Here is a 19,373-nt window from a genome sequence, read left to right as displayed (position 1 = left end):
TCCATGCGCGATCTGTCCCGGCCCGCTGGCGGCCTGCTAAGCTACTTCACCCGTCACCGGACGGCGGCCAACCTGCTGTTGGTGATCCTGCTGGTGCTGGGCGCGGCGGCGATCCCCAACATGCGGGCGCAATTCTTTCCCGATGTGATCGTGGAAAACGTCACCGTCCGGGTGCAATGGGATGGTGCCGGCCCTGAGGACGTGGACAGCGCCATCGTGCAGGCGCTGGAACCGGCCCTTCTGGCGGTGGACGGGGTCGAGGAAACCAGCGCCATCTCCCGCGAGGGGCTGGGCACCATCACGCTGGAGTTCGAACCGGGCTGGGATATGTCACGCGCCTCGGATGATGTGCAGACAGCGGTCAGCCTGGTCACCACCCTGCCGGAAGAGGCGGAAGAGCCCACCGTCAAACGCGGTGCTTGGCGCGATCGGGTGACCGACGTGGTGATCACCGGCGATATCGGCCCCGAGCAATTGGGGCTTTTTGCGGATGAGCTGGTCGTGCGCCTGTTCGAGGTCGGGGTCACCCGCACCACCATCCGCGGTGTTGCTGCGCCGGAAACCATCGTTGAAGTGCCCTCGTCTGCGCTGATCACTTATGATGTCAGCATGGCGGAAATCGCTGCCGCCATCGCCGCCGAGGTCGATGCCGATCCGGCGGGCGATGTCACCGGCGCCAATACCCGCGTGCGCACCGGCAGCGAAAAACGCACGCCGGACGAGCTGGCCGGAATTGTCCTGCGCACCAATGCGGACGGCTCGGCGCTGACCATTGGCTATGTGGCAACGATCCGGGTCGAAGGTGTCGACCGCAGCCGCTCCTATTTCGTGGGGGAGCATCCGGCGATGTCGGTGCGGGTCGACCGCTCGGATCAGGGCGATGCCATCGGCATCCAGCACAAGGTTGAAAAGGTCGTCGACGAATTGCAGCTGAGCCTGCCGCAGGGGGTCACCGCCGGGCTGATCCGCACCCGGGCCGAGGCGATCTCGGACCGGCTCAACATCCTCGTGGACAACGGGCTGATGGGGCTTGGGCTGGTGTTGATCCTGCTGTTCCTGTTCCTCAATGTGCGCATCGCCTTCTGGGTCGCGGCAGGCATTCCGGCGGCGATGTTTGCGGCCGTGGCGCTGATGTACGCGGCGGGGCTGACCATCAACATGGTCTCACTATTTGGTCTGATCATCACCCTGGGGATCGTGGTCGATGATGCCATCGTGGTGGGCGAACATGCCGATTTCCGGGTTCGGCGGCTGGGCGAGACGCCGATGCAGGCGGCCGAGAACGCGGCCCGGCGCATGGCTCTGCCGGTGTTTGCTGCAACCCTGACTACGATCATCGCCTTTTTTGGTCTGGTTATCATCGGCGGGCGCTTTGGCGATCTGATCCGGGATATTCCCTTTACGGTCATCATGGTGCTGGCGGCCTCATTGGCGGAATGCTTCCTGATCCTGCCGAACCACATGGCCCATGCCCTGACGCACGCGCAGCAGCGGCACTGGTACGACTGGCCCAACCGGGTGGTGAACCAGGGCTTTCGCTGGCTGCGCGACACCCTGTTCCGCCCGCTGATGGCGCTGGTGGTGCGCGCGCGTTACGTGGTGCTGGCAGGCGCGGCGGTCATTCTAGCCAGCCAGCTGGCGCTGTTCATTGGCGGCGATGTCAAATGGCGGTTCTTCAATGCGCCGGAGCGCGGTTCGATCACCGGCAATTTCGCCATGGCCGAGGGGGCGACCCGCGAAGACACGCTGGAGATGATGCGCGAGATGCAGCGCGCGACCGAGACGCTGGGCGCGGAATACGCTGAACGCTATGGTGAAAACCCGCTGGATTTCGTCATGGCCGAGATTGGCGGAAATGCCGGGCGCGGTCTGTCAGGTGTCGAGGCCAAGGACGCTGACCTGCTGGGTGGCATCTCGATCGAGCTGATCGACGCGGACAAGCGCGATTATTCCAGCTTTGCCTTTGTCGCGGAGCTGCAGCAACGGGTGGTGCGCCATCCGCTGGCCGAGACGATTTCCTTCCGCAGCTGGCGTTCAGGGCCGGGCGGTGATGCGATGGACGTACAGTTCTACGGCGCCGATGTGCAGACGCTGAAGGCGGCGTCGGAGGATCTGAAAACCGCCGTCCTGCGCTATCCTGAGGTTTCGGCGGTGGAGGACAACCTCGCCTATGACAAGGAAGAGGTCATTCTGGATCTGACTCCGCAGGGGCAGGCGTTGAACTTTACCATCGACAGTCTGGGCCGGGCGCTGCGGGCGCGGCTCAACGGGATCGAGGCAGCGACCTATCCGGACGGACCGCGCAGCGCCACCATCCGGGTCGAACTGCCCGAGGGAGAGCTGACGGCGGATTTCCTGGAGCGTACCCTGATGCGGGCGCCGGGCGGCAGCTATGTGCCGCTGGCCGATATCGTTTCGGTCAGCCAACGCAGCGGGTTTTCCACCGTGCGGCGCGAAAACGGCATTCGGGTGATCAGCGTTACCGGCGATATCTCCGAGGACGATCCCGCCCGCGCCGAGGCGGTGATCACCGCGCTGCAGGAGGAGATCCTGCCGACAATCGCCAGCGAGCGTCAGGTGGAATGGCGTCTTGCGGGCCTCAGCGAGCAGGAAGACACTTTCCTGTCTGAGGCGGGCACCGGTCTGATCCTGTGCCTGACCGGCATCTACCTGGTGCTGGCCTGGATCTTTGCCAGTTGGACGCGGCCCATCGTGGTGATGGCGATCATTCCCTTCGGCCTCGTGGGCACGATTTGGGGGCATTACATCTGGGAGGTGCCGCTCAGCATGTTCACGGTGGTGGGGCTTCTGGGCATGACCGGGATCATCATCAACGATTCCATCGTGCTGGTGACAACCATCGACGAATACGCGGCTGAGCGCGGCTTGGTGCCCTCGATCATCGACGGGGCCGCGGATCGTTTGCGTCCGGTAATGCTGACGACGCTGACCACGGTGCTGGGTCTGGCGCCTTTGATGTACGAAAGCTCGCAGCAGGCACAGTTCCTGAAACCGACGGTGATCACGCTGGTTTACGGGCTGGGGTTTGGCATGTTCCTGGTGCTTCTGGTGGTTCCCGCACTGGTCGCGGTGCAGCGGGACGCGGCGCGGCCCATCACATCGCTGCGCCGGGCCCTGCGGTCCGGTCAGCGCGCTCATACCCGGGTTTTGCGCTGGCTGATCGCCGGATCGGCTTTGGTACAGCTCGGCTGGCTGGTGCTGACGCTGGGCTGGGCCATGGCCACCGGCGCGCTGCATCCGGCCCTGCGTGGGGGGCTTATGGCCTCGGATACCGGGCTGGCCACGATGGAGCCGGTGCGGGCGGGGCTCATCCTGTTCCTGCTGGGGGCCGTGGTGTTCGGGCTGCTGACCTATGTGATCGGGGCGCTGTCCCACGGGCTGCGGTCGCGCCAGCGCGACCGGGCCAAGAGCGCGACCTCGGCCACCTGATCGATCAGCTCCAGCCCGCTGCGGGGCAGATCGTCCACCGCCACCCATTTGGCCTGCAGCGCATCATCATCCGGGGTCGGTGCACCGCTGACATAATCGCAGAGCACGGCGGTCAGCAGGTAGTGGTGCGCAACCGCCTCGTCCGGGCCGGGCAGGATCACGTCGACATTGGTCAGATAGCCCCGCGGACGGGCAAGGACGCCGGTTTCCTCGTGCAATTCACGCGCGGCGGCCTCCAGCGCGGTTTCGCCCCATTCCACATGACCGCCGGGAAAGCCCCACCAGCCTGCGTTGGGCGGATTGCGGCGCTGAATCAGGATCACGCTGTCCTGTCCGGCCACGGTCTGGCAGACCACCGCCAGCGCGCCCAGAACCGGGCGGCTCATCCGGCGTCGCAGCCTTTGATGTCCACCGAATGGCTGCGCCCCAGCACGGTAATGCGCAGTTTCGACCGGTCAATGGAGGTCGGGCTGTTGCTGGTTGCGGGCATGAACTCGGTCCGTGCCAGCAGAATACCGCCGCGCCGTTCGGTGCTGGTTTCCCCGGCCATCAGATGCGGTGTGCCCGGTTCGATCACCGCGACTTCCTCGCCGCCGGCGCTGGGCATGGTGATCTGCGCTTCGACGCGCATACCGTAACTGCCGGGGGACAGGCTGCAGATCGCCGAGGAGACGCCTGCTTCCTGCGCCGAATAGGGGCGCGAGGCCAGCGCCGCGACGATCGCCGGGTTGCGGCCTGCCTCGGGGTCTGGCCGGTGATCAAAGGACAGCTCGGATGGCACGCAGACGTCCTTGCAGACGCCCAGTTCCATGCGTCCCTTGATGCGGACGGGTTTGGCAGGATTCGCGGGGGTGATCTCAATCGGCAGCACCAGCTGATCGTGATAGCCGATGGTGCGGTAGCCGGAGGTCATGAAGACTTCGGGGGCGGGCCAAGTCATCGACACGTCGCCAATGTTGCGCGATCCACGCCAGGAAAATCTGGGCGGAATGCCGGCATCCCCGGGCGCCCGCCAGTAGGTTTTCCAGCCGCTGTCGAGCGTCAGCCGCAGCGCGCCCATATAGGTGCCCCGTTTCGTCATCCCGCCATCGAGGATCTCGATCTGTACCGGATCGGGCGATGCGCCCGCCTGCACAGTCGCAACCGGCATCAGCGCAAGAACGGCGCAGGCCGCCAAGGCGGATTTCAAACGGGCCAGCCCGAACTCAGATCGGGACACAGGTCGAGAGGAGGGGCGTTCATGTCTCATACACCAATAAATGCGCATTCCGGCTGCAAATGCCAAGTCACGTTCCGGTCAGACTTCGTCAGATCTGGCTGCTTCAGTGTCGCAGGGGACCAGCCCTTGCACCTCTGGGCGTGGGGCTGCATGCTGGTCGCATGCGGTCTGGTCCGATGGACCAAGCAGACAGAAAGACAGGCGATATGGATCTGACAGGTAAACTCTTGATTGCCATGCCGGGAATCGGCGATCCGCGGTTCGAACATGCGGTGGTGTTCCTGTGCTCTCACAGTGATGAGGGGGCGATGGGGCTGATCGTGAACAAGACGGCGCCGGGCGTGCAGCTGGGCAGTCTGCTGGAACAGCTGGAGATCGAGGCAAACACCGATGTTGCATCTCTGCCTGTCCGTTTCGGTGGTCCGGTCGAGACCCAGCGCGGCTTCGTTTTGCATTCGGACGATTATCATTCGCGGGTCAATTCTCTTGATGTTCCGGGCGGTTTTGCAATGACCGCGACGTTGGACATTCTGGAAGACATTGCCGAAGGCAGCGGGCCAGAGAAGATGGTCGTGATGCTGGGCTATGCTGGTTGGGGGCCGGGGCAGCTGGAAAGCGAAATCGTCGCCAATGGCTGGCTGACGGCCGAGGCCAGCGCCGAGCTGTTGTTCGAGATGGACGATCTGGAAAAATGGGGCGCGGCGTTGAAAACACTGGGCGTGGACCCGGTGTCGCTGTCCTCAAGCGCCGGAACCGCCTGACCCCACACGGTCAGTGCGGCGAGATACGCAGGGACGGGTCGCCCCTGCGTGTTATTGTTTGTCAGGTCTGCGCCAATTATGGACGGACGTAAGAGAACCCTTGTTCCTGCAGTTCCACCAGCCGGACCACACCGGAAGGCACGATCGAGGCTTCCTCGAGCAGGGCAACTTCCTTGCCTGCCTTCTCGCTCATCTTGCGGTGGGTGTTGCCGCAGGCCGAAAAGGACAGTTTGTCGTTCTCAAGGCTCATGGTTGCAATGCGGTCCGCGACCGGGCTTTTCCCCGGAATCAGCATGTGCAGGCCGGGGCCGTAGGCGACAACTTCCACAACCGCCGTGTCCCCTTGCGCCTCGTAATAGCGGGTCAGGTTCTGCACGTTGTTGAGCGCCATGTTCATGACCTTGGGGTCATTCTGATTGACGTGAACGGCGATGTGATGCGTGGCGCCTTCGGCAAGGGCTGCGGTGGTCCAGCCTGCGCACAGGCTTGTGGCTACAGCGGCCGCTGTCAGTAAATGTTTCATGATGTTCCTCCCTAGTAGGAGGTCAGGATAGCCCGGTATCCCATTTATGCATAGAGACTAGCGAATATATGAATAATTGATGGGGTTTTGGCGGATCTGGCTGGCCGTTCGGGCTGGGTCAGTGCGCGGAACTGTCGTCCCGGGGCGCGGCGGCCCGGCGCAAACGGTCGTTGATCGCGCTGCCAAGCCCGTGTTCGGGGATGGGCGCGACAGCAATCGGCTGACCGATTGCATCAAGCCGGTGCAGGTGTTCGAACAGATTGGCGGCGGCTTCGGCTAGATCGCCGACCGCTGACAGGTTCAGATCACAGTCCATGGAGCCAAAGCCGAGCAGCAGCTCGCCCTCACCGGCTTCTGTCGCGTTTAGGCGGACGCGGGCATTGGGCGCGTAGTGGGACAGCAACTGCCCCGGCGCCGACAGGGGATCGGCTGCGTCGCGGTCGGTCAGCGACGTACCGAGGGTTGCCTCAATGTCCTCGGCTGCCAGTCCGCCGGGGCGCAGCAGCATGGGGTCTGGTCCGCTGAGGCCAACGATGGTGGATTCCACTCCTACGCCGCAGGGACCATCGTCCACGACGGCAGCGATCCTGCCGTTCAGCCCGGCCAGCACATGCGCGGCCGTAGTGGGGCTGATCCGTCCCGACGGGTTGGCCGAGGGCGCTGCCACCGGTCCGTCCACGAGGCGTAGCAGCCGCAGGGCGGTGGGATGGGCCGGAACCCGAACTGCCAGTGTCTGAAGTCCCGCGGTCACCAGTCCGGAAACGCCGTGGTCCTCGCGCAGTGGCAAGACCAGGGTCAGCGGCCCGGGCCAGAAGGCCGCTGCCAGCCGTTCGGCCAAATCGTTCCACTGCACCAGCTGCTGCGCCGCCGCGACGGAATGTACATGGGCAATCAGCGGGTTAAAGCTGGGCCGCCCCTTGGCTGCATAGACCGAAGCCACCGCCGTGCCGTTGCGGGCATCGGCGCCCAGGCCGTAGACCGTCTCGGTCGGAAAGGACACCAGCTGCCCCGCCTTCAGAAGATCGGCGGCGCGGCTCAGATCAGCATCCGAGGTCCCCAGAATTTCGGTGGTCAGGCTGGACATGGCGGGTGACGCGGCGTTTCGGTTGATTGAAAAGGTCGAGAGGATAGGTAATCGGACAGGCCGCGAGATATAAAGGGCCTCGTAAGCAATGCCAAGACTGGGTAAAAGACTAGCCCAGACACGAGAGAGCCCCACAGGACGCCAAGAGGACGCCAATGACCTTCCGTTCCCCCGTTTCCGAGTATGAGTTCATGCTCAAGCACATCGTCGGTTTTGAGGATGTGTCCGCAACCGACCTGTTTGCCGAGGCTTCGGACGACATGGTGACGGCGATTCTGACCGAAGCGGGCAAGATGTGCGACGAGGTGATGGCACCGCTGGAGCGTCCGGGAGATCTGAACCCGGCCTATCTGGAAAACGGCGTTGTGCGTACTTCGCCCGGCTTTGCCGATGGCTGGCGTGCCATCGCTGAGGGAGGCTGGCTCGGGATGAGCGCACCGCAGGAGCACGGTGGCATGGGGCTGCCTATGACGATCACCTCGGCGGTCAATGAAATGATGTCCGGCGCCTGCCTGTCGTTGCAGCTGGCCCCGCTGATGAGCCAGGGACAGATCGAGGCGTTGGATCACCACGCCAGCGACGCGCTGAAAGAGCTATACCTGCCGAAGCTGATTTCGGGCGAATGGACCGGCACCATGAACCTGACCGAGCCGCAGGCCGGATCGGACGTGGGCGCGCTCAGTTCCAAGGCCGTGCCGAATGGCGATGGCACCTATGCCGTCACCGGGCAGAAGATCTATATCACCTGGGGCGACAACGATTTCGCAGACAACGTCTGCCATCTGGTGCTGGCGCGGCTGCCTGACGGTGTGCCGGGCACCAAGGGGATTTCGCTGTTCCTGGTTCCCAAATTCCTGCCGGATGACAATGGCAACCCCGGCAAGGCGAACAGCCTCAAGGTGGTCAGCCTCGAACACAAGCTGGGCCTGCACGGCAGCCCTACCTGCGTGATGCAATATGATGGCGCCACCGGCTGGCTGGTGGGCGCGGAACATGGCGGTATGGCGGCCATGTTCACCATGATGAACAACGCGCGTCTGGGTGTCGGCGGTCAGGGTGTCGGCATTGCCGAAGCCGCCTATCAGAAGGCGCTGGCCTATGCGCTGGAGCGCAAGCAGGGCAAGACGCCGTCGGGCGGCATCGTCGACCACGCGGACGTGCGCCGGATGCTGATGGAGATGAAGGCGGATCTCTTTGCCTCCCGTGCGATCCTGCTGGCCTGTGCTCAGGCCATCGACATGTCCACTGCCACCGGAGAGGCAGATTGCAAGACCCGCGCGGCCTTCCTGACGCCGATTGCCAAGGCATTCGGCACCGACACCGGCATTCGCGTCGCAGATATCGGCCTGCAGGTGCATGGTGGCATGGGCTTCATCGAGGAAACCGGCGCCGCGCAATTCTGCCGCGATGTGCGCGTGACCTCGATCTACGAAGGCACCAACGGCATTCAGGCGATGGATCTTGTTGCCCGCAAGATGATGGATGGCGGCGAGATGGCCAACCGTCTGATGGATGAGATCGAAGAACTGGCCGAACGCGCCCGTCCGACCCACCCCAATATGGCCGAAGCCGTCTGGCAGGCCTGCGAAAGCCTGCGCGAAGCGACCGACTGGCTGGTGGGGCAGGGTGATCTGCAGAACCGCTTTGCCGGGGCGGTGCCCTATCTGCGGGCCTTTGCCCGTGTTCTGGGGGGGCATTACCACCTGATGGCGGCCTTGGCTGACAAGGGCGGCCCACGCGAAAAACTGGCGCGCTTCTACATCAAGCGGATGCTGCCCGAGCATGTCGGCCTGCTGCAGCACGCGCAGGAAGGTATCGAGGGTGCCATGGCGCTGACACTGGACGAGCTGGCCAGCTGATGGCCTCCGTTCCCGAAGTCGGCCCGCGTACCCCCTGGGAAGAACCGCCCGCGCTGGGCGAGGTGATCGAGGTCGCCGAAGGCGTCCTGTGGATGCGCCAGCCGCTGCCGATGAAGCTAGATCACGTCAACGTCTACGCGCTTGATGAGGGCGATAGCTGGACGGTGATCGACACCGGGTTCAACACCCGCAAGAGCCGCGAACTGTGGCAAAGCCTGATGGCAGGCCCGCTGAAGGGCAAACCCATCAGCCGTGTCGTCGCCACCCACCATCACCCGGATCACATCGGTCTGGCGGGCTGGTTCCAGTCCGAATACGGCGCCGAGCTGGTCACCACCCGCACTGCCTGGCTGTTCGCCCGCATGCTGACGCTGGATGTGCAGGAAACCTGGCCCGAGGAAACGCTGGCCTATTACCGCAGCGCGGGCATGGACAAGGAAATCTATGACCAGCGGGTTGCGGACCGGCCGTTCAATTTTGCCGATACCGTCTACCCGATGCCGCTGGGCTTTACCCGGGTGCAGCAGGGCGATGTGTTCCGCATGGGCGGGCGCGACTGGGATGTGCACATGGGCAACGGCCACGCGCCGGAACATGCCACCTTCTGGAGTCGTGACGACAATCTGGTGATCACCGGGGATCAGATTCTCTCGTCGATCAGCCCCAATATCGGCGTCTATGCCACCGAACCGATGGCGGACCCCTTGGGCGAATGGCTGGAGGCCTGCGAACGTCTGGCGCCGCTGGCACGGCATGATCATCTGGCCCTTGGGGGTCACAAGCTGCCGTTCTCGCGCCTGCCGCTGCGGATGCGGCAGCTGATCGACAACCACCACGGCGCACTGGATCGGCTGATGGATCATCTCGACAGCCCGCGCACCGCGGCCGAGTGTTTTTCGCCGCTGTTCAAACGTGCCATCGGGCCGGGTGAATACGGCCTGGCCCTGGTCGAGGCGGTGGCCCACGTCAATCACCTCTTCCATCTGGGGCGGGTCACACGCGAACAGCGCCAAGACGGCGCCTGGCTGTATCAACGCAAAGACTGACGGGGTGGCGCCAGGGCGCTACGCCGGGAAAGGCGGGCACAGATGAGTGACAAGACACGCAAACCGGGCGCTTCGGCCATTCACGACAGTATCGATACCAGCGCCGAGGCCGTCGAAGCGGCGATCCTGCCGCAGGTGCATGAGGTGCATTGCGACCCGAGGCCGGGCCAGAGCAGCCCGACGCTGCCCAAGGCGATGCAGAAACCGGCCGAAGAGAAAAGCCCGGCCCGCTGGGCCTATGAGCGGATGATTCTCTATATCAAGAACTTCGAGGAGCAGCTGGACAGCGCTCATGAGGTCGCGATGGGGTTTGCCGGTGGCGACGCCGGTGTCATGCGGATAGAGGGTATGGGCTATTTCGACCCTGACATCGTGACCTTTTACGGGTCGGATAACTCCGGTGCCCGCACGCAGCTGGTCCAGCATGTGACGCAGCTCAACGTGATGCTGCGGGCCCTGCCCAAGGCGCAGCCGGAAACCCCGGCCATGCGGATCGGATTTCGTCTGGCGAAGGATCTGGAGCCTGATCCGGCCCCGGATGCTGATCCCGATATCGTGGCAGAGGCAGAGCCGGATACCTGAGAGACCCGGTGCAGGGGCAACCGCGCGATTCGGCGATCTGATGCGTGACGACCCGCAAGTCGGGGCGAAACTGCTGTGCAAACAGGCCGCAGGCCTTGGGTTTTTCGCCCTGCTGCGCTGCATTGACGTCGTGACAGGGCGCGGGAAATCCAGTAATCAGCAGGAAATCGAACGCGAATAGGACATTTAGACATGGCTGAGCATAAACACGGAACCATGGACATCTCGGTTCAGGAAAAAACCTTTGCGGGTTTTGTGACCTTCACGGTGCGCTTCTGCATCGCTCTGGCGCTCTTCGCGGTCTTCCTGGCCGTCTTCGCGACCTGATCTTCGGGCCATGTCCGTGGGCCGTTTGCTGCTGCGCCTGACGCTTTGTGCGTCGGTTGCAGGGGGAGCTTTTGCGCTGTCGGGCTGCGCGTCGCAGCCGCAGCCCAATGCCGATGATGCAACGCTGGAACGTGTCGCGTATCGCGCCGAGGGCGCCCCATCCCTGACCCTTTATACGATGGTCAACAACCGGACCGGACAGGGCGGGCATACCTCGCTGATGGTCAATGCTTCGGAGCGGGTCATCTTTGATCCCGCCGGGTCGTTTTATGCAGACCGCGTACCCGAACGGGATGACGTGCTTTACGGGATCACGCCTGCCGTGGAAAAGGCCTATCGCGGATCGCACGCCCGCAGCACCCATCACGTGATGGTTCAGGAAGTTGCAGTGACGCCGGAACAGGCGCAACGCGCCTATGAACTGGTTGTCAGCAATGGCCGCGTGCCCGGTGCCTATTGCGCCAATGCCACCGCTTCGGTGTTGAAACAGGTTCCCGGTTTCGAGGATATCAAGGTTACCTTTTATCCGGTGAAGCTGGCCGACCAGTTTGAACAGCGGCCCGGCGTGAAAACCACCCGGTATTACGAGAACGATAGCGCCGACCTTCAGGAAGGGCTCGCGCGCAACAATGCGATCCTAAACGGAGAGTAGCGCGGCGCATCCTCAGAAAGTGCGCCGCAGCGGTGGATCCGTGGCCGACGCTTGCGTTTTAGCCCGATACGTAGAGCAGCAGCACGAAGGACCCTGCGCCAGTTCCCATGGCCAAGAGTACATTCTTGGTCAGATAGCCGACTGCCAGCGTCAGCGCCGCCACCGCGACATGCGGCAGGCTTGGGGTGCCGCCGGTCGGAGCGGGCCAAGCCACCAGCGGCGCCACCAGCGCCGGGATGATGGCAACAGCGGTATAGCGCAGGTGGCGCATCAGCCAGTCCGGCATGGCGCGCCCGCCGACAATCCCGATAAAGGCAAAACGCAGGGCGAAGCTGCCAACAGCCAGTCCGATGATGGCCGTCCACAGGATCACGGGGTCGATCAGGGCAGGGGCAGTGCTGGTCATTGCGCGGTCTCCTCTTGGCTGCGGCGCAGCCGGTTTTCCAGCCAGACCTCCGTCTGGGCGCCAGCCATCATGCCAGCCAACCCAGCCACGATCAGACCCAGGTTATAGGGCAGGGCCGCAGCCGGCAGCGCAGTCGCGACAGCGACGAAACAGGCCACTACATGCCCGGGGGTGCGCAGCATCGGGCCGATCATCGCCAGAAAGGCCAGTGGCAGCACAAAGTCGAGGCCCCAGCTGTCCGGGACCTGCGCGCCGATCATGGCGCCGGTAAAGGTCGCGATCATCCAGCCCGGTGCCACCAACCCGTTGGTGCCAAAGAAATACGCCATGCGTTCCGGCACGGTCATCTCCGGCTCGGTTTCGAATTGCACGATCGACAGGGCATAGGATTGATCGACGGTGAAATAGGCGGCAATCGCCCGCTGCCACAGCGGCGCCGACCCCAGATAGGGCGTCAGAGAGGCCGAATACATCGCCACCCGCAGGTTCACCGCAAGCGCCGAAATCAGCACGATGAGAATCGGTGCGTTCTCCTGCATCAGTTGCAGAGCGGTGAACTGTGCCGATCCGGCAAACACCGCGAGCGAGAAGGTCAGTGCCTCGGGGACAATAAGTCCCGCCTCGGCGGCTAGAACACCAAACAGCAGGCCAAAAGGTCCTGACACCAGAAGAAATGGTGCGCCATCGCGGACGCCCTTCCAAAAGGCTGATTTGGGTGTGGTGATCGCCATTTGCACGTCCTAAATTGAGACGCAGCACGGGGCTGCTGTCATGGCCTACGGGGGATTGGGGAGGTTTGCAATTGGCAAAAGCCGAAGATCACGCAGAGTATATCATCGCGCCTGCGCCGCAGAACGCGCGGCTGACCCGCGCGGTGACGGGCGTCGATCACACCGGCGCCCAAAGCGAGATTTCCGTGGTCGAGGAACGTCCGCTGACCATTTATCTCAACCGGCAGGAGATCGTCACCGCAATGACAATCGGGGATTATCCCGAGTACCTGGCGCTTGGCTTTTTACGCAATCAGGGCATGCTGCGCGACGATGATGTGATCACCGGCGTCGATTACGACGAAGAGCTGGAAACCGCCGTTGTGCGCACCGAGGTCGAGACTTCTTACGAGGAAAAGCTGCAGAAAAAGACCCGCACCTCGGGCTGCGCCGTGGGCACCGTCTTTGGCGACATGATGGAGGGGCTGGAGGATGTCCGCCTGCCCGCAACGCCGGTGCGCACCTCCTGGCTCTATGCGCTGGCGCATAAGATCAACCGCACGCCGTCCTTATACCTTGAGGCCGGGGCCATCCACGGCACGGTGCTGTGCCACTGTGACCGCCCGCTGGTTTATATGGAGGACGTTGGTCGCCACAACGCGGTGGACAAGATCGCGGGCTGGATGCTGTCCACGGGCAGCGATCCGGCGGATAAGATCCTTTACACCACCGGGCGGCTGACCTCTGAGATGGTGATCAAGACGGCGATGATGGGCATTCCGGTGCTGGTCTCCCGCTCGGGCTTTACCGCCTGGGGGGTAGAGATCGCCCGCGAGGTTGGCCTGACCCTGATTGGCCGGATGCGCGGCCAGCGGTTCATTTGCCTGTCGGGCGATGATCGGCTGGAACGGGACGTGGACCCCGCATCGATGCCACAGGAAGACAAGAAACATCGCAGGAAGAGCGCAGAATGATGTCAGCTACTCGTCATTGCCCGGCAAAGCCGGGCAGCGCCCAACCCGCCCCCCACGGGGCGGGCGCTTCGCACCCTCCCCGCCGGGTCGGACGCTGGGAGGGTGTGGCATGACCAAACCGCTCGGCGTAATCTTGGCTGGTGGTCTCGCCACCCGCATGGGCGGTGGCGACAAGGGGCTGCTGAATATCGGTGGGCAAAGCCTGTTGTTCCGCGTGATTGATCGGCTGTCGCCGCAGGTGGCAGGCCTCGCGCTCAACGCCAATGGGGATGCTGCGCGCTTTGCCGACCTCGGCCTGCCAGTGGTGGCCGACAGTATCGAAGGTTTTGCCGGGCCACTGGCGGGCGTGCTGGCGGGGCTCGACTGGGCCGCCGAGCAAGGCGCCGAAGCAATCGTGACGGCGGCTGCCGACACGCCTTTCTTCCCGACCGATCTGGCGGCGCGGCTGATGGCAGCCTCCGAAGGGCAGACCCATCCCCTGGTGCTCGCCACAACCCCGCGCACCGGGGAAGAGCTGAAATCCGGCGGGCGCAGCAAGGTGAACCGCCACCCCACATTCGGCCTTTGGCCCGTGGCCCTGCGCGATGATCTGCGCGCGGCCCTAAACGATGGCCTGCGCAAGGTGGTCCTGTGGACCGACGCCCATGGCGGGCGCGAAGCGTTGTTCGAGGCCGACCCGTTTGATCCATTTTTTAACGTCAACACGCCGGAAGATTTGGCGCGTGCAGAGAGATTATTAAAATGAAAATTTACGGAGTGACCGGCTGGAAAAATGCCGGCAAGACAGGCCTGATGGAGCGGCTGGTGGCTGAATTCTGTGCCCGTGGTCTGAGCGTTTCGACCCTGAAACATGCCCATCACAGCACCGATGTCGATCAACCCGGCACCGACAGCCACCGCCATCGCAGCGCGGGCGCCTCAGAGGTTCTTCTGGCCTCGCCCAACCGGGTGGCGATCATGCAGGAATTGCGCGATGCGGAAGAGCCGTCCTTTATTGATCTGCTGTCGCGGCTCAATCCGGTGGATCTGGTCCTTGTCGAGGGTTTCAAACGCGAACCGCATCCCAAGATCGAGGCCTATCGCACCGATGCGGGCAATCCGCTGATCGCGCCGGGGGATCAATCGATCCGGGCCGTGGCCAGCGATATTTCCCTCAATCTGGATCGGCCCGTGTTCAATCTGGACGATACCGTGGCGATTGCCGATTTCATCGCGGGTGAACTGGGCTTGTGAGGCCGTTTGACACCTTCGTGATGGTGGATTGGTCCGGCGGCAACGATGCCGGACCGCGTCCACGCCGCGATGCGATCTGGGCTTGTCTGGCGGTCCGGGACGGCGCAGAAGACCCGCTTTATTTCCGCAATCGCCAGCTGGTCGAAGACTGGCTCTGCGATCAGGTGGAATTGGCGCTGAGCCGGGATCAACGGCTTTGCATCGGATTTGATTTTCCCTTTGGCTATCCCGCAGGCTTTGGCCCGGCGCTGACCGGGCAGAGCGATCCGCTGGCGCTCTGGAATTGGTTCGAGGCGCGGATCGAAGACAGCCCCAAGGCCAACAATCGCTTTGATCTGGCGGGCGAGATCAACCGCCGCTTTGGCGGGCAGGGGCCTTTCTGGGCCAATGCGCTGAAGCGCGATATCGACGGGCTGCCACGCACCAAGCGCACCTACCAAAACCCCTTTCCGGATCGGCGCGCGGTCGAACATCTGGCGCCGGGCGCCTTCACCTGCTGGCAGATGGCCGGGGCAGGTTCTGTCGGTGGGCAGGTGATGATGGGATTGCCGGTGCTGTCCCGGTTGCGCCGCCGCTTTGCGCCGCATGTGGCCGCGTGGCCATTTGAGGCGCTGGACAGGCCGGTGGCACTGGTCGAGATCTGGCCCTCTCTCACCGTTTCTACGCCGCCTGCTGGTATGATCAAGGATGCCTGGCAGGTGCAGCAGGTGGCTCTGGAACTTGCCCGCCGCCCTGTGGCAGAACTGGAGAAGATGCTGGATATCACCGCCCCCGAAGAGGGCTGGATCCTTGGAGTGGAGCCGAGATGACCCTGAAGCCGCCGCCCCTGCGCGATGATTGCTTTGCCTTGCCGGCGGGCGTGAACTGGACCCCGGTCGAGGATGCGCTGGCGCTGCTGCGGCAGCGGCTGGGGCCGGTGACAGGCGTGGAGAGCCTGCCGCTGGATCAGGCCGTGGGGCGGGTGCTGGCCGCAGATGTGGTGGCGCAGCGATCGAACCCGCCGCAGCCCAATACCGCGGTGGATGGCTATGGCTTTTCCGGTCCCATAGCCGAAGGGGCACAGGTCATGGATCTGGTTGCCGGGCGTGCGGCGGCGGGGGTGCCCTTTGACGGCGTGGTGCCTGCGGGGCAGGCCATTCGTATCCTGACCGGGGCCGCTCTGCCCGAAGGCGTCGATACGGTTATCCTGGAAGAGGACGTGACAACGGATGGCAGTCAGATCGCCTTTCACGGGCCGCTGAAACAGGGCGCCAATACCCGCCGCGCCGGTGAGGATGTGGCGGCCGGAGATGTGATTCTGAGTGCGGGGCGGGTGGTGACACCTGCCGACCTGGCGCTGGCCGCGGCGACGGGAAACGACACATTGCCACTTCGGCAGCTCCTGCGCGTTGGAGTGCTGTCCACCGGCGATGAACTGCGCGATCCGGGTGCGCCTGCCGGGCTGGGGCAGATCTATGATGCCAACCGGCCGATGCTGCTGGCGTTGCTGCGGCAGTTGGGCGTGATTGCCGTGGATCTGGGACGCGTCGGCGATGATCGCGCCGCGCTGCGGGCGCGGCTGGACGGCGCGGCGTCACAGGCGGATGTGATCCTGACCAGCGGCGGTGCCTCGGCGGGGGATGAAGATCATGTCTCGGCCCTCTTGCGCGAGGCAGGCGCCATGCAGGAATGGCGCATTGCCCTGAAACCCGGCCGTCCGCTGGCGCTGGGGATGTGGCAGGGAATGCCGGTCTTTGGCCTGCCGGGCAATCCGGTGGCGGCGCTGGTCTGTACGCTGATTTTTGCGCGCCCTGCCATCGGGGTGATGGCGGGGGCCGGGTGGCAGGAACCGCAGGGGTTCGATGTGCCTGCCGGGTTTGAGAAGCGCAAGAAACCGGGGCGGCGGGAATACCTGCGCGCCCGTATCCGGCAGGGGCGAGTTGAAGTGTTCAAATCCGAAGGCTCTGGTCGGATTAGTGGCCTTAGCTGGGCCGAGGGTCTGGTCGAGATTGGCGAGGATGCGGCGCATATCCGGCCCGGCGATCCGGTGCGTTTCCTGCCCTATGGCAGTTTTTCCCTTTAGGCTGGTGTCTGTGGGGCGGGAAGCTCCCGCCCATTCAGTATCATTGCAGGCAATGACCTTCGCGGTTGGGCCGGGCGCCCTGCGGTGCAGGGCGCTGGATGGTGGCAACCGCGCCGCGCCTAGCGTGGCGCCGGACCCAACGGGAGAGCGGTGATCTGTGATCGCCGGAATCCGGACGGGAGCGCTCTGGCGGGGGAAACGGGGGGAGTGGCTGAGGATCAGTCGAAGGTGCCCGCGACGCGGCCCACCAGCATGAACGCGCGCGCGGTGCGGGTGTCGCCAAGAGCGGAGATTTCGCTGTCGTTGGCTTCGGTCTCAAACTCGGTGAACATCTGGTCGAACCGGCGCAGGAAGTGATGCGCGGCATCGCGGAAGATCGGATCCTGTTTCATCCGCGCGGCGGTCAGGGCCAGCGATGTCCGGTCCCGCACCCCGCCAAGCGCCGCCACGGCGCGACCGCGGGCGCCTTGGGCGAACTGGCGCCAGATTTCGGGGCGTGCCATATCCGGGCGCAGATCGTCCATATAGATGCCGTCCTGGCTGAGCAGGGTCAGAACGTCCTGCGCCGCCTGGATCACCTGCGAGGCCTTGCGGTCCTTGAGCGCGGCGCGCAGGGCCGAGAAGCCTTCTTCGTCCTCTGCGGTTTCCGGGAAATTGAGCGCGCGGATGAACTGGTCCACCGGCAGCGGCGGCGACATGTCTTCCGAGGAGGTGCCAAGGGCCAGCGTACCCTGATCCGCTGCGGCCATCTGGGCGGCTTCGGCGGGGATCGCCGGGCGGGGCGGGTTGCGGCGGCTGCTCTGGAAAGTGGCCAATGCGCTTTCGGTCTTGCGCGTCGCCTCGGCGATTTCCTCGAGCTTCTTGGTGACCGAAGGCTCCGCCACCGCCGTGGCCTGCTGGGCGTGGGTCAGGTAGCTGTGCCGCAGCCCGTCGATGGCCGATTGCAGGCGCAGGGTTTCCTCGCGCATGATCCGGATCGACCGCAGCACCATGGCGCCGCCCCAGAGCAGGATCACCGGCAGGCAGACGGCCAGCGCCGTCTGCACCCAGCCGGTCCAGCCATCGGCGCCGTCCGTTTCAGCAGGAGCCAGAAGGTAGGCCGCCAGAACTGCCAGGAGCCAGATGCAGCCCAGCACGATCGCCCCCATCTCGGCGCCGCCCAATCCCGTGGCCGAGGGGCGCTCGAACGTGCTGAGCGGCTGGTTATGGGCGGTCTTTGAGGCGGGATCCGGTGCGGTCATGGCGGATGGGTTCTGTCTTGTCAGGAATAAACGATTTGCAAAATCTCATAGGCGCGCTCCCCGCCGGGGGTGCGTACCTCCACACTGTCGCCTTCTTCCTTACCGATCAAGGCCCGGGCAATCGGTGATTTGATGTTCAGCAGGCCCGCTTCGATATTGGCCTCGTGTTCGCCGACGATTTGCCAAGTCTTTTCCTCGTCGGTGTCTTCATCCACCACGGTGACCTTGGCGCCGAATTTCACAGACCCCGAAAGTTTCGCCGGATCGATCACATCGGCGAGGCTCAGAATGCCTTCAAGTTCCTTGATGCGGCCTTCGATGAAGGACTGTTTTTCGCGCGCCGAATGGTATTCGGCATTCTCCGACAAATCGCCGAGCTCGCGGGCTTCGGCGATGGCCTGGATGATGGCCGGGCGCTCGACGGATTTCAGGTTCTTGAGTTCCGCTTCGAGGGCCTGAAAGCCCGTCGGCGTCATCGGGATCTTTTCCATGGTCTGCTCCGCTTTCGTCTGGTCGTGCCGTGCATGTGCTACGGGTCTTTTGAACGTGACAGCCCCGCCGCAGGTGCGACGGGGCATTTATTCGTGTTGGCATTTACCTGACCCAATCGCGGGGCCAAATGCAAGGGGGACCTGCGGCCACGGGCAGAGTTTTGCTGCAGGGACCGGGACTTGCTGCGGGATTTATCGCCGCTTGATATGTCGCGGTGGCAGCGGGTCTGGCACCGGCAGATGCGCTTCGATGCGCCAGAACTGTGCCTCGGCCTGATCGCCATGGAACCGCGTGGTGTGCCTGCCTCGGGGCCGCCTGTGTGCGTCGAGACCCAACAGCTCAATCATATTGAACAAGCTCATATTCCACCCCCTCTCTATCCAGAAAATAGAACCGTCGTCCGGGTTCGTAATCGGCGTGGTTCATCGGCGTGAAGCCGACCTCCCGAACCGCCTCCTCGGTGCGGTCCAGATCCTCGACGATCAGCGCCAGATGGTTGAGCGTTCCCTTGTTGGCATAGCGGGGCAGCGGATCACCCAGGTCTTCCGGTGGCGTATAAAGCGCAAGATAGCTGTCCTTGCTGCCGACGTGGACCGAAAGGCCGCCGTGGATTGCCGGACCCTGCCAACGGATGCGCCAGCCAAAGACCTTTTCCATCCAGGCGGCGGTGGCATGGGGATCGCTGACGCAGAGGTTCGCGTGTTCAAGAATGGCGGTCATTTCGAATCTCCTTTGATAATCTCTGCATCCTG

The 19,373-nt window shown here is 63.9% G+C and carries 22 protein-coding genes; 13 read left to right on the top strand and 9 right to left on the bottom strand.

Annotation, left to right across the window (positions count from 1 at the left end; all coding sequences use genetic code 11):
* Positions 1 to 3 precede the first annotated feature (3 nt).
* A complete protein-coding gene (locus tag SM766_RS06865) occupies positions 4 to 3,450 on the top strand; it encodes an efflux RND transporter permease subunit (RefSeq protein WP_368947310.1) in 3,447 nt (1,148 codons plus the stop codon).
* Here the strand turns inward: SM766_RS06865 and SM766_RS06860 are convergent.
* Together SM766_RS06860 and SM766_RS06855 are read right to left on the bottom strand one after the other, a co-directional pair.
* Positions 3,372 to 3,836, bottom strand: coding sequence for an NUDIX hydrolase (locus SM766_RS06860; protein ID WP_368947309.1), 465 nt, complete (start codon positions 3,834 to 3,836; stop codon positions 3,372 to 3,374). The genes SM766_RS06865 and SM766_RS06860 overlap by 79 nt on opposite strands.
* Positions 3,833 to 4,600 carry a protein-disulfide reductase DsbD domain-containing protein gene (locus tag SM766_RS06855; RefSeq protein ID WP_274834704.1) on the bottom strand — a complete coding sequence of 256 codons (768 nt, stop codon included), beginning with the start codon at positions 4,598 to 4,600 and terminating at the stop codon, positions 3,833 to 3,835. Before SM766_RS06855 ends, SM766_RS06860 begins: the two co-directional genes overlap by 4 nt.
* Positions 4,601 to 4,875: 275 nt before the next feature.
* On the opposite strand from SM766_RS06855, the gene SM766_RS06850 reads away from it, so the two are divergent.
* Entirely contained in the window at positions 4,876 to 5,430 is a 555-nt protein-coding gene (locus SM766_RS06850) for a YqgE/AlgH family protein (RefSeq protein WP_274831441.1), read from the top strand.
* A gap of 76 nt (positions 5,431 to 5,506) precedes the next feature.
* Here the strand turns inward: SM766_RS06850 and SM766_RS06845 are convergent, their stop codons facing one another.
* A complete protein-coding gene (locus SM766_RS06845; protein ID WP_065272465.1) occupies positions 5,507 to 5,953 on the bottom strand; it encodes a DsrE family protein in 447 nt (148 codons plus the stop codon).
* A gap of 118 nt (positions 5,954 to 6,071) precedes the next feature.
* On the bottom strand, positions 6,072 to 7,037 hold the full coding sequence (locus SM766_RS06840; RefSeq protein WP_065272466.1) for an L-threonylcarbamoyladenylate synthase: 966 nt from the start codon (positions 7,035 to 7,037) through the stop codon (positions 6,072 to 6,074).
* Positions 7,038 to 7,192: 155 nt separating this feature from the next.
* Between SM766_RS06840 and SM766_RS06835 the strand changes: the two genes are divergently transcribed.
* From SM766_RS06835 to SM766_RS06810, 6 genes are read left to right on the top strand one after another with little or no spacing between them, the layout of a single operon-like run.
* Positions 7,193 to 8,896 carry an acyl-CoA dehydrogenase family protein gene (locus SM766_RS06835; RefSeq protein WP_065272467.1) on the top strand — a complete coding sequence of 568 codons (1,704 nt, stop codon included), beginning with the start codon at positions 7,193 to 7,195 and terminating at the stop codon, positions 8,894 to 8,896.
* On the top strand, positions 8,896 to 9,942 hold the full coding sequence (locus tag SM766_RS06830) for an MBL fold metallo-hydrolase (protein ID WP_065272468.1): 1,047 nt from the start codon (positions 8,896 to 8,898) through the stop codon (positions 9,940 to 9,942). The genes SM766_RS06835 and SM766_RS06830 overlap by 1 nt, the downstream gene beginning before the upstream one ends.
* 42 nt (positions 9,943 to 9,984) lie before the next feature.
* Positions 9,985 to 10,524 carry a DUF6173 family protein gene (locus SM766_RS06825; protein ID WP_370570628.1) on the top strand — a complete coding sequence of 180 codons (540 nt, stop codon included), beginning with the start codon at positions 9,985 to 9,987 and terminating at the stop codon, positions 10,522 to 10,524.
* A gap of 40 nt (positions 10,525 to 10,564) precedes the next feature.
* Positions 10,565 to 10,705 carry a hypothetical protein gene (locus SM766_RS06820; protein ID WP_368947308.1) on the top strand — a complete coding sequence of 47 codons (141 nt, stop codon included), beginning with the start codon at positions 10,565 to 10,567 and terminating at the stop codon, positions 10,703 to 10,705.
* A gap of 11 nt (positions 10,706 to 10,716) precedes the next feature.
* Positions 10,717 to 10,851 (top strand): aa3-type cytochrome c oxidase subunit IV, encoded by a 135-nt coding sequence (locus SM766_RS06815; protein WP_065272469.1) that lies wholly within the window; start codon positions 10,717 to 10,719, stop codon positions 10,849 to 10,851.
* Positions 10,852 to 10,861: 10 nt separating this feature from the next.
* Complete coding sequence (locus SM766_RS06810; protein WP_237028373.1) at positions 10,862 to 11,503, top strand: hypothetical protein; 642 nt, start codon at positions 10,862 to 10,864, stop codon at positions 11,501 to 11,503.
* A 58-nt stretch (positions 11,504 to 11,561) separates the two neighbouring features.
* Here the strand turns inward: SM766_RS06810 and SM766_RS06805 are convergent, their stop codons facing one another.
* The gene (locus SM766_RS06805) at positions 11,562 to 11,909 is read right to left on the bottom strand and encodes an AzlD domain-containing protein (RefSeq protein ID WP_065272470.1); all 348 of its coding nucleotides are present in this window, start codon (positions 11,907 to 11,909) and stop codon (positions 11,562 to 11,564) included.
* Positions 11,906 to 12,640 carry an AzlC family ABC transporter permease gene (locus SM766_RS06800; protein WP_368947307.1) on the bottom strand — a complete coding sequence of 245 codons (735 nt, stop codon included), beginning with the start codon at positions 12,638 to 12,640 and terminating at the stop codon, positions 11,906 to 11,908. The genes SM766_RS06805 and SM766_RS06800 overlap by 4 nt, the downstream gene beginning before the upstream one ends.
* 65 nt (positions 12,641 to 12,705) lie before the next feature.
* On the opposite strand from SM766_RS06800, the gene SM766_RS06795 reads away from it, so the two are divergent.
* From SM766_RS06795 to SM766_RS06775, 5 genes are all read left to right on the top strand, one after another.
* Entirely contained in the window at positions 12,706 to 13,593 is an 888-nt protein-coding gene (locus SM766_RS06795; RefSeq protein ID WP_368947306.1) for a formate dehydrogenase accessory sulfurtransferase FdhD, read from the top strand.
* Between the two features lie 109 nt (positions 13,594 to 13,702).
* A complete protein-coding gene (gene mobA, locus SM766_RS06790; protein ID WP_368947305.1) occupies positions 13,703 to 14,338 on the top strand; it encodes a molybdenum cofactor guanylyltransferase MobA in 636 nt (211 codons plus the stop codon).
* Positions 14,335 to 14,826, top strand: coding sequence for a molybdopterin-guanine dinucleotide biosynthesis protein B (gene mobB / locus SM766_RS06785; RefSeq protein WP_274827577.1), 492 nt, complete (start codon positions 14,335 to 14,337; stop codon positions 14,824 to 14,826). Before mobA ends, mobB begins: the two co-directional genes overlap by 4 nt.
* On the top strand, positions 14,823 to 15,635 hold the full coding sequence (locus tag SM766_RS06780; protein ID WP_368947304.1) for a molybdopterin guanine dinucleotide synthesis: 813 nt from the start codon (positions 14,823 to 14,825) through the stop codon (positions 15,633 to 15,635). Before mobB ends, SM766_RS06780 begins: the two co-directional genes overlap by 4 nt.
* On the top strand, positions 15,632 to 16,888 hold the full coding sequence (locus SM766_RS06775; protein WP_368947303.1) for a molybdopterin-binding protein: 1,257 nt from the start codon (positions 15,632 to 15,634) through the stop codon (positions 16,886 to 16,888). Before SM766_RS06780 ends, SM766_RS06775 begins: the two co-directional genes overlap by 4 nt.
* A 218-nt stretch (positions 16,889 to 17,106) precedes the next feature.
* Here SM766_RS06775 and SM766_RS06770 read toward each other — a convergent pair whose 3' ends face one another.
* The 3 genes from SM766_RS06770 to SM766_RS06760 form a co-directional block, all read right to left on the bottom strand.
* Entirely contained in the window at positions 17,107 to 18,129 is a 1,023-nt protein-coding gene (locus SM766_RS06770) for a hypothetical protein (RefSeq protein WP_368947302.1), read from the bottom strand.
* 20 nt (positions 18,130 to 18,149) lie between these two features.
* Entirely contained in the window at positions 18,150 to 18,620 is a 471-nt protein-coding gene (gene greA, locus SM766_RS06765; RefSeq protein WP_065272478.1) for a transcription elongation factor GreA, read from the bottom strand.
* A 340-nt stretch (positions 18,621 to 18,960) separates the two neighbouring features.
* The gene (locus tag SM766_RS06760; protein WP_368947301.1) at positions 18,961 to 19,341 is read right to left on the bottom strand and encodes a VOC family protein; all 381 of its coding nucleotides are present in this window, start codon (positions 19,339 to 19,341) and stop codon (positions 18,961 to 18,963) included.
* Positions 19,342 to 19,373: the final 32 nt, after the last annotated feature.

The sequence above is a fragment of the Pseudophaeobacter sp. A-200-2 genome, assembly GCF_041008815.1.
GTDB classification, from domain to species: domain Bacteria; phylum Pseudomonadota; class Alphaproteobacteria; order Rhodobacterales; family Rhodobacteraceae; genus Phycobacter; species Phycobacter gallaeciensis_A.
This window is presented reverse-complemented; position numbering and strand designations above follow the sequence as displayed.